The following is a 23,814-nucleotide window of genomic DNA, read 5'->3' as shown; positions in this document are numbered from 1 at the left end:
GGCCAACGTCCGAGGACGCTGGAGAGAGTATAAGGACGCGGGACGTCATGACGCCCGGACCGATATTGCCGCAACGATCAAGACGCCGATGGGTTACAGGTTTTTGCCGGAACATGCAGGACGAACAAGAGCGATGGTCGAGTCGAGGGATAGAAACGGCGCCGGGCCGGTCGAGAGGCCGCGCACGGTCGCCGTCGTCGGCAATGCGCCGGATCTCTCCGACCAAGGCGTCGCCATCGATGCGGCCGACTGGGTGGTCCGTTTCAACAACGCGGTCGGCTTCGGGGGTGTTGCCGGGCGCCGCGTGACGCATCTGGCGCTGGTGAACCACGGCGGCCAGATGGCGGAGTGGCTGGGTGATCCCGGCTTCACCGCGCGCCCGGTGGTTCGTCAAGCTGGCTCCTTCCTGTTTCCGTTCGGCTCGAAGCCGCAGGACGAAGCGAACGTCGACGGGGATGGCCGCGATTGGACGGCGGAAGCCCTCGCCAGGCTGGCGCCGCTCGGCCGCCCGGTCGCCGTCGTTCCGGAACCCGTCCGACAGGAGGCGGACAGGCTTCTCGGCATCGAGGCAGGGGAAGGTGCGCCGAGCACCGGCTTCCTCGTCGCCCTGCATCTGCTGGAGACGCTGCCGACCACCGCGACCATCGACATCCACGGCTTCGGTTTCTCCGGGTGGCCGGGGCATAAGTGGGAGCGGGAGCGCGCCTGGTTCGAGGGTCAGGCGGGAAGGGGCCGGCTGCGCCTACATCCGATCGACGCGCCGGCTCGGTGATGATCGCCGCCCGCTGTTTCATCTGCGACGCGCGCGCCTACCAGCCGACCGAGCGGACGATCGTCGATGCCGTGGGCCGCGAACACCGCTTCGGCTATGCCTGCGGCTCCTGCGGGGCACTGGTCCGCGACCCCGCCAGTGCTGCCACCTGCCGCGACAGCCTCGACCGCCGACTGGCGACGGGACGTTTTGCCGGCAGCGACCTTGCCAGCTATGGCCTCGACGTCTTCACGCTGCGGATCGCGGCAAGTGCGCGGGGGCTTGGCGTTCGGCCGCTCGGGGCAGCGCAGCAGGAGGCTTTGCGGCAGCCACACGCACGCCTGGCGGCCGAGGCCGAGCTCTTCGCACTGGCCGCGGCGCCTGCGGTGCCGATCAGCCTCGGCGTCTGCTGCCGGGCCGACGAACTGCCGGCTGTCTTTACCGGCCTAGGCCCGCATGCCGCCTGGACGAAAGATGTGGTCGTCCTCGTCGACGATGCCGCGCGCAAAGCAGCGCCCGTCGACGTCGAGGGGTTTGCAAGAGACCGAGTCCGGGTCGCCGCCCGCCCGCTTCGCGGAGATTTCGCCGCCCAGCGGAACGCGCTGTCGGCGCTGGCGGAAACCGACTGGATGCTGCAGCTGGATGCAGACGAGACACTCGAGCCGTCGACCGGCCCGCTGCTTGGGGCACTCGCCGCCGATGCTGAGGCGAACGGCGTCACGTCCATCGGTCTTCGCCGGCGAAACCTGGTCGACGGCGTCCTGTCAGACCTTTTTCCCGACACCCAGTACCGGCTGAACCGCGCCGGCGTCGTCTATGCCGGCGTCGTTCATGAGCGGCCGGCCACCGACTGGCGCCAGACCACGATCGCCCTGCACGGGACGATCGTCCATCATCTTGCGCATGAGCATGTCATGACGCGCTCGGCCCGCTACGAAGGGCTGAGCCCCGGCCACGGACGGCTGCAGGAACAGGACCGCCTGCTCACCGCCTACACCGCCTGAAAACGCGTGATCGCCGCACGATAGAGCGCCAGCGTTTCCTGGCCGAGCGTCTCGCGGCTGAACCGTCCGGCCGCCAGCAACGCCTGCTCCCGCAGCAAAGAGCGGTAAGCGGGATCGCAAAGGACGGGCCGCAGCGCCGCAGCGAGGGCCGGACCCGTGGTCTCCGCGGCCATCGAGCCAGCGCCGACGGCACCGACAAAGGCCCGCGCGCTGGCATCCTCGTTGGAGGCGATCATCGGCCGGCCGAAAGCGATGCCTTCCTGGTAGACCAGCCCGAAGCTCTCATAGCGCGAGGGCGCGGTGACGGCATGGGCCCCGGCATACTCCGCCGACAGGGCGTCCGGTGTCAGCGAACCCAGCGGGGTGATGCGGCGCCGGGCGGCGGGCGACAAGCCGGCCGGCAGCGACGCCGCCTCTATGCCCGCCAGCCGCAGCTCGAAGTCGGGGATCTGTCCGCGTTCGGCCTCCGGCGCCAGCAATTCGATGGCGTCGATCAACGCGTCAAAACCCTTGCGGTGCTCTGCCCGGCCGACGAACAGCAGCCGAAGCGGCCCGTCCGCCGCCGGATAGGCAGCTGCCTTGCCCCGCGCGATGAGGTCCGGGGGCAGGCTGAGAGCGACCACGCCATGCGGCCGGCCGTTCTCGGGCAGGCCATATTCGGCGGAGATCCGCCCGGCATGGTCGGCGGTGTTTGAGATCAGGCCGTGGCTGCGCCGCGCCTGCGCCCGCTCGAGACGGTCGGCGAGCGATGCGTCGATGCGGTCGCGGAGGTTGGCGGGCGCGTCGCGCGAGAAGGCGGCCGGCGTCGAGTTGCGGGTGACGATGGCCATCGCCGGCCGCCGGGCCAGCAGCACGGCCGGCGCATACCAGTTTGTCGCCTCGACGACGTCGAACGGCTGGCGCCGGTGTTCCGACAGCACCGCCCCGCGAAACGCCAGCGGCGCTGCCAAATGTCCGGCGCCGCCCCAGAGCCGGAGACGCGCCAGCCCGCTGCCGTCGGAGATGGCGCAGCCGATGACGGTGACGCCGCCGACCGTCTCGCGCCCGCTTCGTCCGAGGTCGAACACGGTCACGTCGGCGCCGGCCAGCACCAGCGCCTCCGCGATTTCGCCGGCGGCCGTCGCAAGGCCGCTCGGCCAGGGCGGATAGTTCCAGGTGATGAGGGCGGTGCGCATCATCGCATCAAGAGCTTTCGGTAGAGGTCGATGTAGTCGGCGGCCATGCGGTCGGAGGTGAACCGCTCCTCGAAACGGCGCCGGACGCCGGCGCGGTCGATGGCGCCGATCCGGCCGATGGCGGCGACCGCCTCTTCCTCGTTGCGCACGATGAAGCCGGTGACGCCGTCCTCGACGATTTCCGAAACGCTTCCTCTGTCCCAGGCGATCACCGGCGTTCCGCACGCCATGGCCTCGATCATCACCAGGCCGAAAGGCTCCGGCCAGTCGATCGGAAAGAGGAGGGCGGCCGCACCGCCGAGAAGTCCGGCCTTCTCCCGGTCGCGCAAGGGGCCGAGATAGCGGGCGCGATCGGAAAGGAGGGGGCGCACCTCCCGGTCGAAGTAGAGCGGGTTGCCGACATCGACCGTGCCCGCCAACTGGATCTCGCGGCCCGCCGCATTCGCCACCCGGATCGCGACGTCCGGTCGTTTCTGGTCCGTCATTCGGCCGACGAAGGCAAGGTGCGAGCCAGGCGCCAGCGACAGGGCATAGCGGTCCCGCTCGATCCCGTGATGCACGACGCCGGCCCGGTTCGAAGCGGGCAAGGCGGCTTGTTGCGCGCCCGAGATCGCGGCGACCGGAAGGTCGGGAAACGCCTCGAAGAACAGCGCCCTGTCGAGCTCGTCGACCCGCCAGTGGATGGTCGTCAGGCTGTAGCGCCGCTTCTCCCCGAGAAGCGCGGCATGGAAGAACTCGCCATGGCAGTGGACCACGTCGAAGTCGTCCAGTCGCTGGCGCAGGTCTTCCATGCGCGCGGCCTCGAGGACTGCCGGGATCGAGGGGGGAACGGAACCGTAGGCTTGTTCCAAGCTTTGAAGACTCGGAAACACTCCGACACGGCTGACGTCAACGAGGCTATCGGATGGTGCGAACAGCGTCACCTCCACGCCCGCGCGTTTCAGCGCAAGGCACAGATCGTTGATAATTCGCTCGGTGCCGCCGTGATCTTGGGGAGGGACTGGAAATATCGTGGGCGCAATTTGCGCTATGCGGAGAATACTGCGAAGCGTGGTCATTGATATCTCAACTGATTTCGCGGGCAGAAATTGTTGGTTCGATTTTGCACGAGTAGGAGATCCTGTTGTTTATTCTGCATGTAGCGCTTCAGGGATGTCTCCGCTCCGAAAACGTTGAATATGGCCTGACAGCCGATACAGGTGGGCATATTCGTTACCTGCTCGATCTGGTGGCGGCATCGGCGGAGGATTCCGCCATCGAGCGCATCGTCATCGCCACGCGACTTTTCGAAAGCCCGCTCGGATCCGACTATGCGACGCCGCATGAATTCGGTGGCGACAGGCTCGAGATCGTCCGGCTTCGCAGCGAGACGCCGGGCTACGTCGAAAAAGAGGCGATGCACCGTGAAGTCAAGAGCTTTGCCGAAGCGCTGATCGGCTTTATCGAGACCCAGGAACGCCAGCCGGACGTCATCCATGCGCATTACGCCGATGCTGCAAGCGTCGCCGCCATCGTCGAGGAACGTCTTGGTATTCCCTTCGTGTTCACTGCCCATTCGCTCGGGCGGGTGAAGCAGCGGGCGCTGTGGGGCACCAGCGAGATTCCTTATATTGCCGAGCGCATTGCGGGCGAGGAGACTGCCATGGCCAAAGCTGCGGTCGTCATAGCGTCCTCGCGTGACGAGGCCGAGCTGCAATGGGCATCCTACCGATCGTATGAGGCGGGCCGGATTCGTATCCTGCCGCCAGGGATCGACCTGTCGCGCTTCGACCAGGCGGACCGCTGCGATGGGGTCGACGCGTCAATCGACAGATTCCTGCGCGAGCCGGAAAAACCCGTTCTCCTGGCGCTGGCGCGTCCGGTCTACAAGAAGAACCTCGCCGCCCTCGTCACCGCCTATGGCGAGAACCCGGACCTGCAGCAGAAGGCAAACCTCGTCGTCTTCGCCGGTACCCGCGACAACTACCAGGATCTCGACGGCAACATGGCCGAGACGGTCGGCGAGCTTTTGGATCTCATCGACCGCTATGATCTCTACGGCAAGATAGCCTACCCGAAGACCCACCGGGCCGAGGATGTGCCGGCGATCTATGCCTATGCGCGGGACCGTCGCGGCATCTTCGTCAACCCGGCTCTGAACGAGCCTTTCGGGCTGACCCTCCTGGAAGCCTCGGCCGTCGGCCTGCCGCTGGTGGCAACCGACTCGGGCGGGCCGAACGATATCATCGAGATGGCCGGAAACGGCATCCTCGTCGATCCGCGGTCGCCCCAGGCGATCGCGACCGCTGCTTTGCGGATTCTGGACGATGCAGCGCTCTGGGACACCTATTCCGCGGCGGGCGGACTGGTGGCGCAGACCTATGATTGGGCGGGACATGTGGTGAGCTACCACGCTCTCCTGAAGGGGATCTGCCGGACGGCGGGCAAGCTCTTGCCGCACGACAGGATTCTCATCTCCGACATCGACAACACGCTGGTCGGCTGTGCCGAGGGCGTGCGGCTGTTCCGGCAGTGGCGGACGCAGCAGCATGGGCTCGCCTTCGGGGTCGCGACAGGGCGCTCCTTCCACAGCGCGATGTCGATCCTCGAGCAGCAGGAAGCGCCCCGTCCGCAGGTGATGATCACCTCTGTCGGCTCAGAAATCTACCACCTCGATCCGAACGGCCTCACCTATACGCAGGACCGAGAATGGCGCACGCGGATCTCGAAGAACTGGGACCGCGACCGTGTGCAGACGGTGATGTCGGGAATGCCGGGGGTGGTGCAGCAAGCCCCGCTCGAGCAGCGCTCGCACAAGCTCAGCTATTTCAGCGATGGCCATCCCGATACCGTCAACCGCATCCGCGCGCGGCTGGCGAAGGCGGGGCTCTCCTGTTCGATCATCCATAGCCACGGCCGCTACCTCGACGTTCTGCCGATGGGCGCCTCGAAGGGGACAGCGGTCGAATATGTCCGGCGCCGGGACAACCTGCCGGTCGGCAATGTTTTCGTCGCCGGCGATTCAGGCAACGACATCGAGATGCTGCAGACCGTCGCACAGGCGATCATCGTCGCGAACTTCTCGGACGGGCTCGCCAGTCTGCCACAACTCGCCCACTCCTTCGTCGCGACGAAATCCCACGCGCACGGGATCATCGAAGGCATGAGTCATTTCCTCGCGCATGGCAGCGAAGCATGCAAACCAGCGTCCTGACGCTCGTCCGCGGGCGGCGCGATCATCTGACTCAGTTGATGAACGGGCTATCGCGGCAGGAATCGAAGCCGTCGGAGTTGGTTATCGCTTGGATGCAGCCTGAGCCGCTGGAGGTTCTGCCGGATCCCGGCTGTCCGGTCCGGCACGTCATGGTCGCCGGTGACGCGCTCCCTCTTGCAAAAGCCCGCAACCGTGCGGCCGAGGCGGCAGAGGGAGAGCTTCTAATTTTCCTCGACGTCGACTGCATCCCGTCGCCGGGATTGGTCTCGGCCTATAAGACGGCGGCCGCTTCCCGGAACGGGCTATTTCTCGGCGAGGTCTTATACCTGCCCGCCGGTGCGTCGCGGCAGCCACTGGACTTTGCCGAACTCGACCGGGTGGGGGTGACCCACCCGTCAAAGCCGGCGGTGCCGCCCACCGGGGTGCGTGCGGAGCCGGATGTGGGCCAGCTCTGGGGCCTCTCCTTCGCGCTCCGCCGACAGGATTACGCGTCGGTGAATGGCATGAGCGAGGATTTCGAGGGCTATGGCGGCGAGGAGACAGACTTCGCCACCCGTCTTGGCAAGGCTGGGCTGCCGTTCTTCTGGACAGCAGGCGCCCGCAGCTATCACCAGCATCACCCGGTCTCGGTACCGCCGCTGCAGCATTTCGATGCGATCCTGCGCAATGCTACGCTGTTCCACAGAAGGCACGGGCGCTGGTGCATGGACTACTGGCTCGGGCAGTTTGCGGCAGCAGGCCTGATCGCCTGGTCGAGCGACGCCGCGGGTATCACTGTCGTCCGGCGGCCGACGCAAGCGGAAATCACCGCCGCCGCGGCGGACACCCAGCGCATCTTCAGCTGAGAAATGCCGCCCTGCAGATAGCCGGGATACGCTTGGGACATAATTGTCCGGCCTGAAAAAATCCCTCGACCAGACGGAAACTTAACCCAGGCTAAGCCGCTGTAGGGGGAAAGGTTCTAGGTTTCCGGTCCGGCGCCCTGTCGGCGGGGGAACGATCCATGACATCCGAAACGAGCAATTCCGACACCCCCATCGATGCAGCCACCTATTTCCAGACGCCGGGCGAGCGTCACGAAAAGGGCTCCGGCATGACGGTGATTGCCGCCGAACGCGAAGCAACCATTTCGAAGACGCTCCGCTTGAAGGCCGCACGCGAAGAACAGCAGGCGCTTCAAGCCAAGATCGACGCGGAGGCGGCTCGGCTGGCAGCACCAAAATCCAAGCCGAAGCCCAAGCGGAAATAATCAGCCTTGCGCCAATGCTCGGGCGCTACCCTCGATCAAGCGCGGCGCTAGGACGAAACCAAACGCTCCCAGCGCCATTGATGGGCGAAACCCTTGCGACCGCGACAAGGGTGCGATGGTCGGCGCCATCCTCCGGGACCAAACCTGGTGTGCCGGGCTTCTTCCATAAAATCTGGTCGAAGTAACTCATCCCCGTCGCGAGACGATCTGTCATCTAAAGGCCGGAGTAGACGTTGGAATCCCAGGAAGCAGTCCTCCTCACCGACCGCCTGCACGCGGAGCAGGGAAAGGGAGACCCGTTCGCGGCGGCTGTCCGGGCTACCCGCATGCCGATGATCATCAGCGATCCGCGCCAGGACGACAATCCGATCGTCTTTACCAATGACGCCTTCCTCAAGCTGACCGGCTACACCCGCGAAGAAGTGATGGGGCGAAATTGCAGGTTTCTACAGGGTCCGGGGACGGCACAGGCTGACATTGCAGTTCTCCGTGACGCCGTTGATAGACGCACCGACGTCAACGTCGAGCTCCTGAACTACCGCAAGGACGGCTCGACCTTTTGGAACGCACTGTATCTCAGCCCCGTCTTCGGCCACAGCGGCGAGTTGCAGTTCTTTTTCGCGTCGCAGCTCGACGTGACGGAAAGGAAGACTCGCGAGCTCGAGGCGTTGGAGTCCAGCGAGTTCTTCGAGAATGCCGTCAAGGAGCGGACCGTTGCGCTGGAGGCAGCGCTCGAGCAGCAGAAACTTCTGCTGCATGAGGTCGACCACCGCGTGAAGAACAATCTTCAAATGGTCGCCGCGATGATCCGGAGCCAGGCGCGCTATTCCGATGTGCCGGAGGTGAAGGCTGCGCTGAGGACGACGATGACACGGGTGGAAACGCTCGGATCGGTGCACCAGAAGCTGTACCAGTCGCAGGACGTGCAGGTCTTCGACGTTTCCGGGTTCGCCGCCGAGTTGTGCAGCGACATCGTCGACGCCATCGGCCGACCGGAAATCGACGTGGATCTGGATCTCCAGCCACTGACGGTGCCGGCATCGACGGCCTCTTCGCTCTCGCTGCTGCTCAACGAACTCGTAACGAACGCGCTGAAGCATGCTTTTCCGATTGAGGGGCAGGCCGGCAGAATTCGCGTTGCGACCTCACAGGTTGGAGAGACGGCGCATCTCGTTGTGGAGGACAATGGGATCGGCATCGCGGGCTCGCAGCCAAAATCGACCAGAACATTTGGTCACCGTCTCATTGAATCTTTGGTCAGGCAGATTCGCGGCACGATCGAGGTCACCAACGCGCAACCCGGCACCCGCGCCAGCGTTGCCTTCGTGAACCCGACCGGAGTTGCAAGCCAGTGAATACTCTTCAGCCTCTGCGCGTCCTGATCGTCGAAGACGAAGGCCTGCTGGCCATGGACATCGAGGGGACGGTCGAGGACGAAGGTCATATCGTGGCAGGCTGGGCGACGTCCGCCGATGAGGCACTGGCATTATATGATGCCTCGCAGCCCGACATCGTTTTCCTCGATATCCAGTTGATGCATGGCACGTCAGGACTTGATGTCGCCCGCGGTCTGCAGAACAAGACGGGCGCGAAGTATGTCTTCATGACCGCGAACGGTCGTCTCGTCGACGAGGACATGCAGGGCAGCATCGGCGTTCTCGAGAAGCCGTTTTCCAGCTCCAAGCTCGTGGCGGTCCTTGCCTATCTGCAGCAAGGTCTGATCGATCCGCCGCCGACACTGCCAAAGCCCGGCGGTTTTCGTCTGGGGCCTGTCTATACGGAAGCCTGGGCCTGAGCTCTGCTGTTTAAAGCGCCTTTGACAACGTTGTTGAAGGGCCGGCAAGCATTACCGGTTCCCGAAACTGAGTATCCCCACGCGACATATGGGAACTGCGGCCCTGCTGCAGGGATAGCTGGACAAGCATTGTGCGCACTTCGCGCCTGCTAACACGTGCTACACCCGCTTATCAGCAACGCCGCCTCCTCACAAAGTTGTCAGTGAACCTTACGATGCCGCCCTCGCTTAATGTCCGCTAAGGGGAGCGAATGAGACGTGCAGAGCCGTGCCTTCAAATTACTGCGACACTTGGGGCTTGTTGGAGAACCGAGAGACTTTTCCGATTTCGATCGCCGGGGTATTCTGGCGATGATCGAGACCGGGATGAGCGACCGGACGATCCATTACATCTTCGGCTATAGCGCCGGCGAAATCGCCAGTGCGCGCGCCTCCAACGTTCTGACCGGAAAGCCAAATCCGACCTCGGCAGCTGCGGCATGGCATGTGCCCAGCCTTCTGACGTAAATCCTCGCGGCGTAATTTCTTCCCTCCCATCGCCATATCGGTTCGCACGCTCGATCTCGGCAGCGACCAAGGTTCTGGCTGCGCTCTTTCTGGAACGATTCCACTTCCGTCTTGTTGGAATCGTTCTAGTGAGGATGCAATCCCATGCGCCTAACCCGCCAGACGAACCTTGCCATTCGTATGCTGATGTACTGCGCCGCCAACAGTGTTCGCCTCAGCCAGGTTGGCGAGATCGCTGCCGCCTATTCCGTTTCTGCCATGCATCTCGCACAGATATCCAAGCCGCTCGTTGCAGCCGGTCTGCTAAGGACGGTGCGAGGACGAAATGGCGGGGTCAGCCTCGGCCGTCCCGCTGGCGAGATCACCTTGGCGGACGTGATCCAGGCGGTGGAAACGGACATCGGTGACGCGCTGGCCCGATGTGATCGGAGTCCCGAGAGCGCGGAGGAGGTGGAAATGGAGAAAGCCCTGCAACTCGCCTTTAAGGAGTTCCTCGTTTCGCTCCGGCGCCATACCATCGCCGATTTGGTGGAAGGGATGCCAAATATCCGGCAGCTCCTGAAGGTCGCGTAACGGCGCTCCATATGCCGTCGCACCATGGCTTGAGACCGGTCGCGTCCTAGCGGCAGCAGTGCTGCGGATTTACCGCCTTACGTTTGCCATCGGGGGTTGCCTCCAGAACCCGCTGTGTCGCGGGATCAACTGGCAGAACAACGCTAATTCAGGGTCTTGACTTACAAATTAAGCGAATTGCAACCGGAGCACGCTAGTCTATCAGGGGTAATGAGACAGGACATGCGATGAACTGCGCCGGCTGCACCACTTCCGCAAAGCTCGACTTCGATTTCACCATGGCCTTTCAGCCGATCTACGATGTCGCCGCAAGCCGCGTCTGGGGGTATGAGGCACTGGTGCGGGGCCTGGGGGGAGAGGGCGCCTATTCGATCCTTTCGAAGGTTTCCGCCGAGCAGAAGTATCGCTTCGATCAGGCCTGCCGTGTGAAGGCAATTGAACTTGCCGCCCGGCTGTTTCCCGCCGGCGAAGATCTCAAGCTGTCGATCAACTTCATGCCCAACGCCGTCTACGAGCCGGCGGCATGCCTCCGCGCGACGTTGCTGGCCGCAAACCGCTTTGCCTTTCCGCTGTCCTCGATCATGTTCGAGTTCACCGAGGACGAAGAGGTGTCGGACACAGCCCACCTCCTGAACATCATCACCGAGTACCGCAAGCACGGTTTCACAACCGCCATCGACGATTTCGGCGCGGGGCATGCAGGGCTTGGCCTGCTGGTGGATTTCCAGCCTGATCTTATCAAGATCGACATGCGGATCCTGCGCGGCATCGATAGCAGTCGATCCCGACAGATCATCGTGGCCGGTATTATCGGCATCGCCCGCGCGATGAACATCACCCTCTTGGCGGAAGGCATCGAGACGGAAGCCGAATTCCTTGTGTTGAAAGCCGCCGGCGTAAACCTTTTTCAAGGCTACTGGTTCGCCAAGCCAGCCTTCGAGGCGCTGCCGGCGGTCGACTTCCAGCAGGTGGACGCGCGGGTCAGCGCCTAATCTGCGTTGACCTCGCTCGCGTCGAATTCGGCGAAGGCCGAGCGGACCGTTGCTTCCATATCGCTATCGACTTCCACCGAGACGGTGATCGCCCCATTCAGCGGGGCATCGCTGCGTTCGTCCGCCGACGGCTCGCCGGCCCCGACGTCCGCACCGGCTTCCTCGACGCCTGCGCTGTTGCGCGGGCCGGCTGCGGCGATGGCAATGTTCTGGCGATCGATGCCATATTCCTGGACGAGCCGCTCGACGGTCATCTCGGCTTCGCGGCGGGTGTCGAAGTTTGCGGTGAGGGTAGTCGGCATGATGTTCTCCCGTGATCGTCTCCAGCGGCAACGGGCGCGGCCGGTAATGGTTCAGCCCGGTTCACAGCCGGATGAGCGGCGCAACCCGACCTTCACGCCTCGAATGGCTTGAACGGAAAACCAACTGGGGTTCTACTCCTCCTCCATTCGGCCGCTTCGACGAGCCGATGCTCAGGGAGGATATCGAGATGCCCCGAACCCGATATGTCATCGAGACCGGAACCGACACGGGTGGTGCCTGGCAGCCCGGCGGTTTTCACGAAGCCTTCAATGCCGCCGACGCGGCGACGGCCAAGGGCAGTGTCCGTGCGTCACTGACCCAGCTCGGTTATGCCGAGACCGGCGACACGCATGTCCGGCTTCTCGATCCCGATAAGGCTGAGATCATCCGCCTGCCGATGGATGAAGCCTTCTGGGCCAGCGAGGCTTAATTCACCGCGCGATCGTTGCGGCATTGGTCCCGCATCTCAAGATGACCGGTCGGAGGGCAGAAGTTTGCTGCCCTCCGACGTCGTGCCACCGCCGGTTGCCGGGATGATGTTTGGGTGGGCTAGGCTCAGTCCGCGCCGCAGGGCCAGTTGGCCGGTACCGTCAATCCCGCCGGCAGCTTGGTCTGGCCGTCGCCGCAGCTGAGATCGATCTGCGCCTGCACGAGCCCGGTCGCCGCGGAGAGATCGACGCCCTCGATCCGCGTCAGGAACGTGTAGGCGCCGCTGAAGTCCATCGGTCCTCCGACCTTGATGCCCGAAAGGTTCGCGCGGGCAAGGTTCGCGAAGGCGAAGCGGTTGTCGGAAAGCGTCGCCCCCTTGAAACGGGCCCGGCCTAGTTCGGCCTTCTCAAAATTCGCGCCGGACAGCACGGCGTCGGTAAAGTCGGCGCGCTGCAGTTCGGCACCCTGGAAAACCGCCCCTTCGGCCGACAGCCCTTTGAGGTCCGTCCGATAGCCTTCGACGCGGCTGAAGTTAGCCTTGTCCGCTTTGGCGTTCGCCAGCGAAGCGCGCACCATTTTCGCCTTTTCGAGATTGGCGGAGGTCAGCGTCGCATCCCGCAGATCCGTGGCGCTGAGATCGGTGCCTGCGGCATTGGCGCCCTCGAGATTGGCACCAGCGATCGAGAGATTGCGCCGGTTGCACCCACTCCAGTCGATCCCGGCCTCTGCAACGCTTTGGCAGTCGGCAGCGGCTGACGCCAGTGTCGAGGCGAGCAGAACGACCGCCGCAAAGCCGGTGGTCCGCCCCGGCGCTGCAAGCCGTCCCTGTTGCTGGGCAGGCCGGCTCGGCTGCCCTGTCCGTGCCTGCGCTGCATCCCGCCGAGACTGCCGACAATTCCTGCGATGTTCCAGCATCATGGTGTCCTCCCTTATTCGGCCGCCTTGCGCTTCCCATCGAGCGCTCTGTCGTCAGCCGATGTGACCCTACGAGGGCGTCTGCCCGGCACACGCGCGGTATCGCACAGCGCCAGCGCGTCGTCGCCTGCATCGGCTTGCTGGTTAAAGCCGATCTTGGCTGGCTTGGTTGCTTCCGTGGGGTGGCTATCTCGGCGGGCCCGCGACCAGCCAAAGCGCGTCACCTTGATCCACCAGCCATGAAGAAGGATCTACTCAATCTACCGGCATAATAGATATTTCATTCCTGTGGCGCAGGTCTTGCGCTGGTTAGTCTCACCTCAATGACATTGCGAGGTGATGAATGACCCCCGACAAGATCAAGGTTCTGTGGTTTCTGCCGACGCATGGAGACGGTCGTCATCTCGGTTCGGTGGAAGGCGCCCGCGCCGTCGACATCGACTATCTCGAGCAGGTGGCACGGGCGGCCGATCAGCTCGGCTATTACGGCGTGCTGCTGCCGACCGGCCGGTCCTGCGAAGATTCCTGGGTGGTCGCCTCGGCGCTGGCGCGCACGACGCAGAAGCTGCGCTTCCTCGTCGCCGTCCGCCCGGGGCTGCTCTCGCCGACGCTGGCGGCGCGGATGACGGCAACGCTCGACCGTATTTCCGGCGGGCGGCTGCTCATCAACGTCGTCACCGGCGGTGACCCCGTCGAGAATGCCGGTGACGGCATCTTCCTCGACCATGACGAGCGCTACGCCGTGACCAAGGAGTTTCTCGACATCTACAAGGCCGAGCTTGCCGGCGAGGTGGTGAATTACGAGGGCCAGCATTTGACGGTGAAGGAGGGGCAGCTCTATTTCCCCCCGCACCAGCCGCGTCTGCCGCTCTATTTCGGCGGTTCGTCGGATGCCGGCATCGAGGTGGCCGCCCATACCATCGACAAGTACCTGACCTGGGGCGAGCCGCCGCTCGCGGTTGCCGAGAAGGTTGCCAAGGTGCGCGCGCGTGCCGAGGCGGCGGGGCGAACGGTGACCTTCGGCATCCGCCTGCACGTCATCGTTCGCGACACCAATGAGGAGGCCTGGGCGGCCGCCGAAAGCCTCATCTCCAAGCTGGACGACGAGACCATCGCCAAGGCGCAGAAGGCGCTGGCGCGGCAGGATTCGGTCGGGCAGATCCGGATGCGGGCGCTGCACGGCGGCGACCGGACGAAGCTCGAGATCAGCCCCAACCTCTGGGCGGGCGTCGGCCTGATCCGCGGCGGCGCGGGCACGGCGCTCGTCGGCGATGCCGAGACGGTGGCCGAGCGGATCGACGAGTACCGCCGCGTCGGGATCGACACCTTCATCTTCTCCGGCTACCCGCATCTCGAAGAAGCCTACTCCTTCGGCGAGCGGGTCCTGCCACGCCTGCCGCTGGAACACGACGATCCGCGGCTGGCCGTGCCTGCCGGCCCCCGTATCGTCGGCGAGGCCATCGCCAATTCGCGCTCGCCCGAAGCGCGCCCGGCGAGCGCGTCGTGACGCCCGTCCGCCGGTTCGCCGCCGTCCGCTTGCCCGCGGCCCTCGAGGTGCTGATGACGGCCGCGGCCTTCCTGACGGTGCTGGCGACCGTCCTCGGCATCGGACCGTTCGCGGGCGGCGGCTGGCCGGGCTGAAGCGGGCCGGGCCGTTTCCTGCTTGGCTTGACCTGACCGGTAGCGCCGACAGAAAGCGTCGGCGTCCGGTCCGACCGCGCCTTACTGAGAGAGCCTCACCTGACTGATCGCCCGGGCGATGCCGGAAAAGGCCGAGGCGAGCTTTGCGGCATCGGTCGCATCGTAATAGTAGGCATCGCTCGTCGCGCATTGGCGGAGCAAGGTCTTGGCCTCCACTTTCGTCACGGCAAAGGCAACGGTGTAGATCTCGATCCCTTTCGCCTTCGCATTCGTGCAGATGGCCAGCGTATCCTTATTGACGTTGATGAAGTCCGCAGCGGCCTTTTCGGCGCTCTTCTCGTCAAACACGATATGCTTTCCCCGGCTTGTGTCCGGTTTCAGTGTATTATCACCGTCGGTCATCAGAATGAGGATTTTGCGCGGCGACTTGTTATCCGGGTCGTAATCCGCAGCCTCGCTGAAAGGTGCCATCGGCGAGAGAACGTTGAGACCCCAGACCATCCCAGAGGGGATATGCGTGTTGGCGACGTAGTTCGATGGCTTATGCGTCATTGCCGCTACGCCGGCCAGCAACGCCTTCCGGTCCTGCATAAGCGGAATGATCGGCCGGGCGCATTTTTGCGACGTTTCGACGTAAGCGGGATATTTCGAGGTCGGGCTGGTATCGCTGAGCCGCAGCGATCCGGAAATGCGGGTTCCGACGCAGCCCTGAAACTTGTAGATGTTAGTGTAAGGGTCCTTGCCGGTGCATTTCTGATCTTTATACTTTGTGCGCGTGGCTTGTTCGATGCACTGGTCGTTGCAGGTCTCGGTTTTGGTGATGCCGTCCACAATTTTGGTGCAAGTCTTCTTAGAGTAGGTTTTGCAGTAGGTTTCGGTGCCATCCTCGACCTTCGGTTCGCACACCCGGTCGCCACCGCCCGTCTCCGTTCGCTCGACGCCATCCAGGGCCAGCCAGTTTTGGTTTTTGTTCTCGATGCCGACATTGACATGGTCGGCATAGGGCACGAGGGCGATGGAGAGGGGACCGGGCTCGTCTGTGGGCAACAGCGTCTCGACCAGGCTCTTGGAGGCTTTGCGCAATGTTTCGATGCGCGTTTCGCCGGTTTTCGCATCGGGCGCGCTCATCGAGTCGGTGTTGTCGAGCACCAGTGCGACCTCGACGATCTGCTTGGGCGCGCGTTTGGCGATTGTTGCGACCGAAACCGACATCGTCTTCACATTGGCAAGCTGCATGAAGGTCGTGGTGATCGAGCCATGCACGCCGGCATCGATTTCCTCGGGGCTTGACGTGAACCAGTCGAAGTTGACGTTGTCGATCGTGCGCTCGTCGAGATTGGACCGGATGAACTCTTCCGCCAGCGCGCGCAGCACCTTTGTATCCTGTTCCTCGGACGCGGCGACGGCGAGCGAGGCCGTATCCACCGCGTCCTGCAGATGGGAGCGCGCCTTGTAATAGCGCGCACCATCGATCGCAAAACCGATCGCCAGGATCATCGGCAGCATGGCAATCGCGGTGATCAACGCGAAGTTGCCACGGCGGTCGGAGAGAAATTTCCTGAACACGGGGGGTACTCTGATTTTGAGACGGAGATCGCTCGGCAAGGGCTACTTGGTGCAATCGCTGCAGGTCGGAGGCTTCTGACCGCGGAACCGGCCCCGTGCTTCGGCGCTCATCGGGATGCGCGCCATCAGCACGTAACTGGAAATCGGGGAGAAGGCGTAGGACGCGTTCGTGACGACGAGGGTGTAGTTTCGAAGGCCCTTCAGCAGTTCGGGAAGGACGTAGGCCTTCCCTGCCGAAGCCTTGTCCATCCCGCGGGCGACAGACCAGACAACCTTGGCATTGCCGGCGGCATCGACGTTGATCGCGGTCGTCCGGATCGGTATCGGGTCGAGGTGAAAGGGCGCGAGCATCGCGTCCGCCGCGTCGAACGTTTCCAGCACGCTGGCCTTGCTGAGGTCGGTCGACTGGGTGACGAGATCGTTGACGGCGGTGGTCGCCCTTTGCATCTTATGGCTGAAGGTGATGGCGCGGGTCACCTCGACGCCGCCAAGGTAGAGGGTGAGAAGAACCGGCGCGATCAAGGCAAACTCGATGGCGCCGGCGCCGGCGCGATCCCGAACGAAGCGTTTCAGACGCGGGGGAAGGCGTTGCCGCATTAGAAGGGCTCGGTCTGGAAGACGGAGACCGACATCAGGAGGTGCTTGCGGCCGCTGAGGTCGGACAGGTAGCTCTCCATGAAATTGGTGAAGAGCGGCCATTCGTAGAAGGCTCGCAGCGCCATGATTTGCCCAGCATTGCCACGCTCGAACCGGAAGTCACCTTCCGAAAGCGCGCCGGCGACGATCGGCGCGCTGGTTGGGATGGAAGCGAAATCGGAGTACGATCGAAGGTCCAGCTTGATGTTGTCGCACGACATGAGGACGGTGATTTCACCGCAGAGCATCTTTCGGAAGTCGGCCTCGCTGACATTCTCCCGCGCGACATTTCCGGTTCGGACGATGCGGCTGGCTTTGGTCACGGCTTGCTCGAGCGTGACATTGCCGATGAAGATGAAGGCGGTCTCCAGGATTGCAAACACGATCAGGAAGAACGGCAAGGCCAGCAAGGCAAACTCGACGGCGGCTGTGCCTTCCCGCGCACGCACAAAGAGCCGCGGTAAGGCGGAGCGGCGTCCCCATCCTGCGACAGGAACCTTTTTATTCAGCCCGAACATGAGGGTCTATCTACCGTTGCGGCACCGACCAATCGTCGGCGACATCTCACTAGACCCGTAGAGTTGAAAGCTTGAGCATTACTTAATTAGGCGAGCATGTATCGCTAAACTCGCGGTTGTCCCTAATATAAATTGCCACTTCTGCGCAAAATTATTTCTGAAAACAGTTGTTTCTGACATATAACTTACACAATCGAAGTTTAGTTATTCAACTATTATTCTTTCCGCCTGTTTTCAATTCTAATTTAATTTTGCAAAGATCGATGTAGAAACCAAGCTGGTCGGCTAATACCAGCCTGATAAGTAAAATTATGCCGTTATCAGTTACAAAAAAGATTTGGCACGGTGGTAAGGGTTAGAGATTCCCTAGAGCGTTGTAACTGCAGTGTTATTCGGCCAAGTACATTTCAGTATAGCCAAAAAAAGCCCGCCGCGGAAAACCGGGCGGGCTAGCTTGTGCATTGGGATCTGGGAGGAAACGAATGCAAGCTTACAAAACCATATTGCGCGGACTGAAGAAATCCCGCTGGACGCATGGCTGCTATGTCGCCGTGGAGGGGCAAGCTCAATGGGTCAGCCCCACCTTGTCCGCCGCCAGACCTCGCCAGGCATACCCGCTGCCGGTCGTTGGTCAGGCCCTCATCGATATCTCGCCCTCGTCCTCGCCGAGCCAGTAGTGAATCCGCTGGGCCCGGACCTTGATCAGCACGATGTTCGGCGTGTCGATGCCGTCCTTGAACCAGCGATCGAGGCTGGAGGTCCAGTGAACCTCGAACTCCGATTTCTCGCGGATCAGTTCAGCATGGCCTTCGACGGAGATGAAGATCGGCGGCTTGCCGAGCAGCCCCTTATTGCCTTGGAAGGACAGCGCAACCTTTGGGTCGGCTTCGATGTCGGCGATCGAGCGGGCTTCCTCGTAGCAAAAGAAGAAGGAGTCGCCGTTGTATTCGACGTCGCCGTTGTTGCTCATCGGGCGGCCGCCGATCTCGCCGCCTGTCGTCTTGGTGAACAGCATGGCAAAGTCGATATCGGCCATCTTGTCCGAAAGATCATCGAGGGTAAGGTCGGTCATGAGCAGGCTCCCATTAACAATACTGGGATGAATGCCGCCGACCGGGCTTTGCTCCCTTGGCGCAGGATTTTAGGAACGACGTTCCGCCTTGCCGCCGTTGCCGATCGGGGGCGGGAGGCAAGGGTGTACTTCGCTGACGAGAAAGTGGAGAGCTTCCCGTCGACGAAGCGAGCCATCGACCATATCTGCGTCGGCCACGCCGGTTCAATCTTTCGAATGGTGCAAGAAATGAATGAGCTGACACCGCCGAGCCCGCTGCGCCCGCGCGATAACTGCTACCGGCTCGCCCGCGCCTCGCGGGCGGCCGTAGTCGTCGATGCCGACGATTATTTCCGCTATGCGCGCGCGGCGATGCTGAAGGCGAAGAAGCGCATCGTGCTCGTCGGCTGGGATTTCGACGGACGCATCATTCTTGGCCGGGGCGGCAAGGATGATGTTGCGCCTGAAAGGGTCGGCGAGTTCATCTACTGGCTGGTGCGCCACCGCCCGGACCTCGAAGTCTATCTGCTGCGATGGGACCTCGGCGCGATCAAGACACTGTTCCGCGGCTCGACCATCTTCACGATCCTCAAATGGATGGCGCATCCCCGCATCCACACCAAGCTCGACGGGGCGCATCCCGTCGGTGGCTCCCACCACCAGAAGATCGTGGTCATCGACGACAGTTTTGCCTTTTGCGGCGGCATCGATATGACCGAGGACCGCTGGGATACGCGCGAGCACCGGCACGAGGACGACCGGCGCCGGCGGCCGAACGGCACCCGCTACAAACCGTGGCACGACGCGACGACGGCGATCGAGGGCCCGATGGCCGAGGTGCTCGGCAAGATTGCGCGCGACCGCTGGCATCACGCGGGTGGCAAGCCGATGGAGGCTGTTGAGGGAATGGCCTCCTGCTGGCCGGACGGGCTCACCGCGCATTTCGAGGATGTCGAGATGGCGGTGTCGCGTTCCGTGCCGACGATGGACGGCCAAGCCGCCATCCTGGAGGTCGAGCGCCTCTACCTCGACCAGATCGCCCGGGCGAAACGCCATATCTACGCCGAGAGCCAGTATTTCGCCTCCCGCCGCATCGCCGAAGCGATCGCCCGGCGGCTCAGCGAGGCGGACGGGCCGGAGATCGTCGTGATCAATCCCGTCACCGCACAAGGGTGGCTGGAGCCGCTGGCTATGGACACCGCGCGGGCACGCTTGCACGAAGCGTTGCGGCGCCGCGATCCGCACGGGCGGTTCCGCGTCTACCATCCCTATACCGATGGCGGCGAGGCCATCTATGTCCACGCCAAGATCCTGATCATCGACGACGAGGTGCTGCGCATCGGCTCGTCCAACATGAACAACCGGTCGCTGCGGCTGGACACCGAGTGCGACGTCACCATCGACACCAGCCTCCCCGGCAATGACGGTCTCCATGCCACGATCACCGCTATCCGCCACGATCTTCTGGCCGAACAGCTCGGCGTCGATCCCGCCACTGTCGCGGCTTCGATCGAGGCTACCGGCTCGCTGATTCAAACGATCGAGGCTTTGCGTGGCGAAGGCCGGACGCTGCGCCCCTACACGGCGCCCGATCTCAGCGACGTGGAAACCTGGCTCGCCGACAACCAGATCCTCGATCCCGAGGGGCCCGAGCAGATGTTTGAATCGCTGAGCAAGCGGGGTCTCCTGCGGCGATTGCGGGGCCGGTTGCACCTGCCGCGGCTGCGCCGCCGCAGCAAGGAGAGCCAGCGGCTTCGATAGAACCCGGCCCTTCGGCATAAGCCTCTGCAACGATTGGCATCCCGGCGAGTTGGATGCCAAGCGCCCGCGGAGCGATGTCGTCCGCCTGCGCCAGAGGGTCGTCGCTTGCTCGAACGCAATCCGCAGAGGAATGAGGCTTCGCACGCCAAGCTTCTGGACGTGCTCGCCGATATCTTCCTGCCGGCGGTGCGGCGTCTCGAGGAAAGCTTCGAGGACGTGATGGCTGCCGTCGCGGCGGCCGGCGGCGATCTCTACGCCGGCGATTTGGAGAAGCTCGGCGGCTCGGTTGCCCGGATGAGCGAGAAGGCGCGCTGGATCGATGGGCTAATCCAGTCCCCCGCGGCAGGCGAGGACTTCGGGGCGGCGACGGTCCGGCACGATCTGCGCACGCCGATGTCGGGCGCTCTCGGCTATGCCGAGTTGCTGCTCGAGGAAATGGCCGAGGAGGACGATCACCGTTTCGTTGAGCCCATGGGCCGGCTGATCGGCGAGGCGAACACCGTCCTCAAGGAAATTGGCAATCTTCTGGCCGTCCTCGACGAAGCCTCCGACCGGGCATCGATGCCGCAGAGCGAGCCGCTGCCCGATGAAGCCCCCGCGGTGCCTGTGGATTTCGAGGGGGAGGGGAAACCAGCCACGGGCGTGACGGGCCATGTGCTGGTGGTCGACGACAATGCCTCGATCCGCGATCTTGTGTCCCGGCGCCTGCGAAAGCTTGGCCATACCGTGACCGCCTGCGACAGTGGAGAGGCAGCCCTCGCGCTAACGGAGGCCGAGAACTTCGATCTTGTCATGCTCGACCTGATGATGCCCGGGCTCAGCGGCGTCGAAGTGCTCAACCGCCTGAAGCGGCAACCCCGGGCGGCGGCCCTTCCTGTGATCGTCATGTCGGCGCTGGACGAGGTCGATGCCGCTGTGCGCTGCATCGAGGCGGGCGCCGACGACTATCTGTCGAAGCCGCTCAACGCGACGCTGCTGACCGCCAGGATCGATACGCTGCTGGAGCGCAAGTTCCTGCGCGACCGCGAGCAGGCAACGCTCGCCCGTCTGAAGGAAGAGCAGCTGCGCGCCGACATGCTGTTGCACAACATCTTCCCGGCGAGCGTCGTGAAGCGGCTCGGGGAGGGGGAGGGCATCATCGCCGACCATTTTACCGACGTCGCCGTGCTGTTCTGCGATCTCGTCGGCTTCACGCAGCTCGCCTCGACCTTGTCGCCGATCGAGACGCTGCAGATGTTGAACCGCATCTTCTCTGGCTTCGACGCGCTGGCCGAGCGAAACGGGGTGGAGAAGATCAAGACCGTCGGCGATGCCTATCTGCTCGTCGCTGGCATTCCGGACCCGGTGTCGGACCCGGCCTTCCGGGTCGTGACCATGGCGCGGGAGATGGAAAGTGTGCTGCAGACCATCGACCATGCCGCATCGCTGCGCTTGCGCATCGGCATCAGCAAGGGCCCGGCGGCGGCCGGCGTCGTCGGCAGCCGCAAACTCTTCTACGACGTCTGGGGCCATACGGTGAACCTTGCGAGCCGCCTCGAAGGCCTTTGTACCCCCGGCCGGATTCTCGTCTCGGCCGCAGTTCGCTCGGCGCTCGAAGGGCGGGTCGACTTCGAGCCGAACGACCCGGTCGAGGTCCGCGGCATCGGGGCGATCGACACCTACTATCTCAGCTGACCATTCGCACTGTCGTTTCACCCGTCATCGCGCGGATCGCCAATTCCCTTTCCCCCGCCAGCGCCTAACTGCTGCAGCAATCGCCTTCCGGAGAACGTCGTGGACATCGTCACATCGCAAATGCTGAAGCGGGCACTGCCGCTGTTCACCACCTTCGCCGTCGGTGTGCTGATCCTCGTGGTCTCGGCCATCCTCTATCTCGGCCGCGAGATCTTCGTGCCCTTTGCGCTGGCCATCCTCCTCAGCTTCGCGCTCGCGCCGATCGTCAACGGACTGCAGCGGATGCGGCTGCCTCAGGGACTGGCGATCATCGGCGCGGTGATCGTCGCCCTCGTCGGGATCATCGCCGCCGGGGTGGTGATCGCCAACCAGCTGGCGGCACTGGCGGCCGAACTTCCGACCTACCAGAAGACCATGCAGGAGAAGATCCAGGGTCTCGCGAGCTCGACCGAGGGCACCGGCCCCATGGCGCGAGGCTTTCGTACCATCCAGGAGCTGATGGCGGACTTCGAGACCCTCGGGTCGAACGATACGGTGAAGGATGCCGCCGCGCAGACCAAGCCGATGATGGTGCAGCTCGACACCGGCGGCAACAGCCTGTCGACAATCTCGACCATCGTATCGCCGCTGCTGCATCCGCTGGCGATGATCGGTATCGTCCTCGTCTTCGCCTGCTTCATTCTCGCCCAGCGTGAGGATCTGAGAAACCGTTTCATCCGCCTTGCCGGCACCGACGACCTTCAGCAAACCACGGGGGCGATCGACGACGCCGCTCGCCGCCTCAGCCGGCTGCTGCTGACCCAGCTGATCGTCAACGTGACCTTCGGCATCGTCATCGGGACAGGCCTCTACTTCATCGGCGTGCCCAGCCCGTTCCTCTGGGGCATCCTCGCCGGCATCATGCGCTTCGTGCCGTATATCGGCGCGTTCATCGGCGCCGCGTTGCCACTTGCGCTGGCCTTTGCTGTCGACCCAGGCTGGAGCATGACGATCTGGGTGATCGTGCTGTTCCTCGCGGTCGAGCCAATCCTTGGCCATGTCATTGAGCCATTGCTCTACGGCCACACCAGCGGCCTGTCGCCGATTGCGGTGATCCTGGCCGCTGCGTTGTGGGCCTTGCTCTGGGGTCCGGTGGGTCTCGTCCTCGCCACCCCGCTGACGATCTGCCTCGTGGTAATGGGGCGCCACATTCCGCGTCTCTCGACGATCGACGTGATCTTCGGCGACCGGCCGGCACTGTCACCCCCGCAGATCTTCTACCAGCGCATGCTGACCGGCTCGACCCGGGAAGCAGGAGACCAGGCGCGTGCCTTCCTGCGCGAGCGAGCGCTGGCGACCTATTACGACGAGATCGCCGTGGAAGGCATGCGCCTTGCCCACGAGGACGTCGCGCGCTTTGCCGTCACCGGGGACCGTCTCGAAGTCCTCAGGCACTCCGCCCTGGACCTCGTCGGTCGGCTCGAGCGGATTCGCAGCCCGGTGCCTTCCGGTGGATCGCTGAACGCTGAAGCGGCCGCAGCCGTTGCGGCGGCAGGTCCGGATCTTGAGGTCGCACACATCGTGCGCCGTCGCGACGAACTGGCGCCGGCCTTCCGGAGCGAAACCCCGGTCGTCTGTGTCTCCGGCGTCAGCGCGCTCGACGAGCCGTTGACGGAAATGCTGGCGCAGACGATCCGCAAGCATGGCCTCGGCACGAAGACGACGACCTGGAAATCACTGGCCCAGCGCATGCCGACCTCAGCGGAGGCCGAGGGCGTCGCGCTGGTCGTGCTGTCGTTCGTGGAGCCGCTCAGCCTCGTGCACCTGCGGCAGGCGGTTCGCCAGGTCCACCGGGTGGCACCTGCCGCCAAGATCGTCATCGGAATCTGGCGCGAACGGGATCCCGCAATGCTGAAGGAGTTGAAGCGTCGGACGCATGCCGACGCTGTGACCACCACCTTCAACCGCACCCTTGCGGCAGTTCTGGAGCTGTCGGCAGATCAGCCGCTGCAGCTCGAAGGCAAGGGGCTCGATCGCCAGGCTGTCACGCAAGCGGCCTGACCATTACATCAGAAAAAAAGCCACTCTCCGGCATCCGAAGA

At 63.7% G+C, this 23,814-nt stretch carries 24 protein-coding genes; 16 read left to right on the top strand and 8 right to left on the bottom strand.

From position 1 onward, the window contains the following. Positions 1-133 precede the first annotated feature (133 nt). Together ACZLZQ_RS22255 and ACZLZQ_RS22250 are read left to right on the top strand one after the other, a co-directional pair. Positions 134-772, top strand: coding sequence for a glycosyltransferase family 29 protein (locus tag ACZLZQ_RS22255; protein WP_472951274.1), 639 nt, complete (start codon positions 134-136; stop codon positions 770-772). Next, complete coding sequence (locus tag ACZLZQ_RS22250; protein WP_472951272.1) at positions 772-1,755, top strand: glycosyltransferase; 984 nt, start codon at positions 772-774, stop codon at positions 1,753-1,755. Before ACZLZQ_RS22255 ends, ACZLZQ_RS22250 begins: the two co-directional genes overlap by 1 nt. On the opposite strand, the gene ACZLZQ_RS22245 is transcribed toward ACZLZQ_RS22250, so the two are convergent. Together ACZLZQ_RS22245 and ACZLZQ_RS22240 are read right to left on the bottom strand one after the other, a co-directional pair. After that, positions 1,743-2,930, bottom strand: a complete 1,188-nt coding sequence (locus ACZLZQ_RS22245) for a glycosyltransferase family 4 protein (protein WP_472951271.1) — start codon at positions 2,928-2,930, stop codon at positions 1,743-1,745. The genes ACZLZQ_RS22250 and ACZLZQ_RS22245 overlap by 13 nt on opposite strands. Next, positions 2,930-3,988, bottom strand: a complete 1,059-nt coding sequence (locus ACZLZQ_RS22240) for a glycosyltransferase family 4 protein (RefSeq protein WP_472951270.1) — start codon at positions 3,986-3,988, stop codon at positions 2,930-2,932. The genes ACZLZQ_RS22245 and ACZLZQ_RS22240 overlap by 1 nt, the downstream gene beginning before the upstream one ends. A 65-nt stretch (positions 3,989-4,053) precedes the next feature. Here ACZLZQ_RS22240 and ACZLZQ_RS22235 point away from each other — a divergent pair, with 65 nt between their 5' ends. The 8 genes from ACZLZQ_RS22235 (at position 4,054) to ACZLZQ_RS22200 (ending at position 11,239) form a co-directional block, all read left to right on the top strand. Continuing rightward, positions 4,054-6,123, top strand: a complete 2,070-nt coding sequence (locus ACZLZQ_RS22235) for an HAD-IIB family hydrolase (protein ID WP_472951268.1) — start codon at positions 4,054-4,056, stop codon at positions 6,121-6,123. After that, the gene (locus tag ACZLZQ_RS22230; RefSeq protein ID WP_472951266.1) at positions 6,105-6,968 is read left to right on the top strand and encodes a glycosyltransferase family 2 protein; all 864 of its coding nucleotides are present in this window, start codon (positions 6,105-6,107) and stop codon (positions 6,966-6,968) included. Before ACZLZQ_RS22235 ends, ACZLZQ_RS22230 begins: the two co-directional genes overlap by 19 nt. Positions 6,969-7,126: 158 nt before the next feature. Next, positions 7,127-7,372 (top strand): hypothetical protein, encoded by a 246-nt coding sequence (locus tag ACZLZQ_RS22225; protein WP_472935646.1) that lies wholly within the window; start codon positions 7,127-7,129, stop codon positions 7,370-7,372. Between the two features lie 233 nt (positions 7,373-7,605). Continuing rightward, the gene (locus tag ACZLZQ_RS22220) at positions 7,606-8,727 is read left to right on the top strand and encodes a PAS domain-containing protein (RefSeq protein ID WP_472951265.1); all 1,122 of its coding nucleotides are present in this window, start codon (positions 7,606-7,608) and stop codon (positions 8,725-8,727) included. Next, entirely contained in the window at positions 8,724-9,167 is a 444-nt protein-coding gene (locus ACZLZQ_RS22215; RefSeq protein WP_472935648.1) for a response regulator, read from the top strand. The genes ACZLZQ_RS22220 and ACZLZQ_RS22215 overlap by 4 nt, the downstream gene beginning before the upstream one ends. Positions 9,168-9,425: 258 nt before the next feature. Further along, positions 9,426-9,674: a hypothetical protein gene (locus ACZLZQ_RS22210; RefSeq protein ID WP_472951263.1), complete on the top strand. Its 249-nt coding sequence runs from the start codon at positions 9,426-9,428 to the stop codon at positions 9,672-9,674. Positions 9,675-9,818: 144 nt separating this feature from the next. After that, on the top strand, positions 9,819-10,247 hold the full coding sequence (locus ACZLZQ_RS22205) for an Rrf2 family transcriptional regulator (RefSeq protein WP_472951261.1): 429 nt from the start codon (positions 9,819-9,821) through the stop codon (positions 10,245-10,247). A gap of 227 nt (positions 10,248-10,474) precedes the next feature. After that, complete coding sequence (locus ACZLZQ_RS22200) at positions 10,475-11,239, top strand: EAL domain-containing protein (protein ID WP_472935651.1); 765 nt, start codon at positions 10,475-10,477, stop codon at positions 11,237-11,239. On the opposite strand, the gene ACZLZQ_RS22195 is transcribed toward ACZLZQ_RS22200, so the two are convergent. Beyond that, the gene (locus tag ACZLZQ_RS22195; RefSeq protein ID WP_472951260.1) at positions 11,236-11,541 is read right to left on the bottom strand and encodes a hypothetical protein; all 306 of its coding nucleotides are present in this window, start codon (positions 11,539-11,541) and stop codon (positions 11,236-11,238) included. The genes ACZLZQ_RS22200 and ACZLZQ_RS22195 overlap by 4 nt on opposite strands. Positions 11,542-11,729: 188 nt before the next feature. On the opposite strand from ACZLZQ_RS22195, the gene ACZLZQ_RS22190 reads away from it, so the two are divergent. Further along, positions 11,730-11,972: a hypothetical protein gene (locus ACZLZQ_RS22190; RefSeq protein ID WP_472951258.1), complete on the top strand. Its 243-nt coding sequence runs from the start codon at positions 11,730-11,732 to the stop codon at positions 11,970-11,972. A 125-nt stretch (positions 11,973-12,097) separates the two neighbouring features. On the opposite strand, the gene ACZLZQ_RS22185 is transcribed toward ACZLZQ_RS22190, so the two are convergent. Beyond that, positions 12,098-12,886 carry a pentapeptide repeat-containing protein gene (locus tag ACZLZQ_RS22185; RefSeq protein WP_472951256.1) on the bottom strand — a complete coding sequence of 263 codons (789 nt, stop codon included), beginning with the start codon at positions 12,884-12,886 and terminating at the stop codon, positions 12,098-12,100. A 343-nt stretch (positions 12,887-13,229) separates the two neighbouring features. Between ACZLZQ_RS22185 and ssuD the strand changes: the two genes are divergently transcribed. After that, positions 13,230-14,393 (top strand): FMNH2-dependent alkanesulfonate monooxygenase, encoded by a 1,164-nt coding sequence (gene ssuD, locus ACZLZQ_RS22180; RefSeq protein ID WP_472951254.1) that lies wholly within the window; start codon positions 13,230-13,232, stop codon positions 14,391-14,393. Continuing rightward, entirely contained in the window at positions 14,390-14,527 is a 138-nt protein-coding gene (locus ACZLZQ_RS22175) for a hypothetical protein (RefSeq protein ID WP_472951252.1), read from the top strand. Before ssuD ends, ACZLZQ_RS22175 begins: the two co-directional genes overlap by 4 nt. Before the next feature lie 81 nt (positions 14,528-14,608). Here the strand turns inward: ACZLZQ_RS22175 and ACZLZQ_RS22170 are convergent, their stop codons facing one another. The 4 genes from ACZLZQ_RS22170 to ACZLZQ_RS22155 all read right to left on the bottom strand — a co-directional run bounded on the left by ACZLZQ_RS22170 (position 14,609) and on the right by ACZLZQ_RS22155 (position 18,319). Continuing rightward, entirely contained in the window at positions 14,609-16,093 is a 1,485-nt protein-coding gene (locus ACZLZQ_RS22170; protein ID WP_472951250.1) for a TadE/TadG family type IV pilus assembly protein, read from the bottom strand. A 42-nt stretch (positions 16,094-16,135) separates the two neighbouring features. After that, positions 16,136-16,690, bottom strand: a complete 555-nt coding sequence (locus ACZLZQ_RS22165) for a TadE/TadG family type IV pilus assembly protein (protein ID WP_472935659.1) — start codon at positions 16,688-16,690, stop codon at positions 16,136-16,138. Beyond that, complete coding sequence (locus ACZLZQ_RS22160) at positions 16,690-17,178, bottom strand: TadE/TadG family type IV pilus assembly protein (RefSeq protein WP_472951248.1); 489 nt, start codon at positions 17,176-17,178, stop codon at positions 16,690-16,692. The genes ACZLZQ_RS22165 and ACZLZQ_RS22160 overlap by 1 nt, the downstream gene beginning before the upstream one ends. Before the next feature lie 700 nt (positions 17,179-17,878). Continuing rightward, positions 17,879-18,319: a pyridoxamine 5'-phosphate oxidase family protein gene (locus ACZLZQ_RS22155; protein ID WP_472951246.1), complete on the bottom strand. Its 441-nt coding sequence runs from the start codon at positions 18,317-18,319 to the stop codon at positions 17,879-17,881. Between the two features lie 228 nt (positions 18,320-18,547). Here ACZLZQ_RS22155 and ACZLZQ_RS22150 point away from each other — a divergent pair, with 228 nt between their 5' ends. From ACZLZQ_RS22150 to ACZLZQ_RS22140, 3 genes are all read left to right on the top strand, one after another. Beyond that, positions 18,548-20,059 (top strand): phospholipase D-like domain-containing protein, encoded by a 1,512-nt coding sequence (locus ACZLZQ_RS22150; protein ID WP_472935662.1) that lies wholly within the window; start codon positions 18,548-18,550, stop codon positions 20,057-20,059. A gap of 105 nt (positions 20,060-20,164) precedes the next feature. Continuing rightward, positions 20,165-21,733, top strand: a complete 1,569-nt coding sequence (locus ACZLZQ_RS22145; RefSeq protein WP_472951244.1) for an adenylate/guanylate cyclase domain-containing protein — start codon at positions 20,165-20,167, stop codon at positions 21,731-21,733. Positions 21,734-21,832: 99 nt separating this feature from the next. Next, on the top strand, positions 21,833-23,773 hold the full coding sequence (locus ACZLZQ_RS22140) for an AI-2E family transporter (protein WP_472951242.1): 1,941 nt from the start codon (positions 21,833-21,835) through the stop codon (positions 23,771-23,773). The last annotated feature ends 41 nt before the right edge of the window (positions 23,774-23,814 follow it).

The sequence above is a fragment of the Mesocryomonas lacus genome, from assembly GCF_055730105.2.
The sequence above is the reverse complement of the archived record's forward strand: the minus strand, read 5'-3'. Positions and strand labels throughout refer to the sequence as shown.

Coding starts and splice junctions, on each gene's coding strand:
- ACZLZQ_RS22165 (WP_472935659.1), bottom strand. CDS start 16,690: ATGCGGCAACGCCTTCCCCCGCGTCTGAAACGCTTCGTTCGGGATCGC.
- ACZLZQ_RS22255 (WP_472951274.1), top strand. CDS start 134: ATGGTCGAGTCGAGGGATAGAAACGGCGCCGGGCCGGTCGAGAGGCCG.
- ACZLZQ_RS22225 (WP_472935646.1), top strand. CDS start 7,127: ATGACATCCGAAACGAGCAATTCCGACACCCCCATCGATGCAGCCACC.
- ACZLZQ_RS22205 (WP_472951261.1), top strand. CDS start 9,819: ATGCGCCTAACCCGCCAGACGAACCTTGCCATTCGTATGCTGATGTAC.
- ACZLZQ_RS22245 (WP_472951271.1), bottom strand. CDS start 2,930: ATGCGCACCGCCCTCATCACCTGGAACTATCCGCCCTGGCCGAGCGGC.
- ACZLZQ_RS22240 (WP_472951270.1), bottom strand. CDS start 3,988: ATGACCACGCTTCGCAGTATTCTCCGCATAGCGCAAATTGCGCCCACG.
- ACZLZQ_RS22150 (WP_472935662.1), top strand. CDS start 18,548: ATGAATGAGCTGACACCGCCGAGCCCGCTGCGCCCGCGCGATAACTGC.
- ACZLZQ_RS22195 (WP_472951260.1), bottom strand. CDS start 11,541: ATGCCGACTACCCTCACCGCAAACTTCGACACCCGCCGCGAAGCCGAG.
- ACZLZQ_RS22230 (WP_472951266.1), top strand. CDS start 6,105: ATGCAAACCAGCGTCCTGACGCTCGTCCGCGGGCGGCGCGATCATCTG.
- ACZLZQ_RS22155 (WP_472951246.1), bottom strand. CDS start 18,319: ATGACCGACCTTACCCTCGATGATCTTTCGGACAAGATGGCCGATATC.
- ACZLZQ_RS22190 (WP_472951258.1), top strand. CDS start 11,730: ATGCCCCGAACCCGATATGTCATCGAGACCGGAACCGACACGGGTGGT.
- ACZLZQ_RS22185 (WP_472951256.1), bottom strand. CDS start 12,886: ATGCTGGAACATCGCAGGAATTGTCGGCAGTCTCGGCGGGATGCAGCG.
- ACZLZQ_RS22250 (WP_472951272.1), top strand. CDS start 772: ATGATCGCCGCCCGCTGTTTCATCTGCGACGCGCGCGCCTACCAGCCG.
- ssuD (WP_472951254.1), top strand. CDS start 13,230: ATGACCCCCGACAAGATCAAGGTTCTGTGGTTTCTGCCGACGCATGGA.
- ACZLZQ_RS22200 (WP_472935651.1), top strand. CDS start 10,475: ATGAACTGCGCCGGCTGCACCACTTCCGCAAAGCTCGACTTCGATTTC.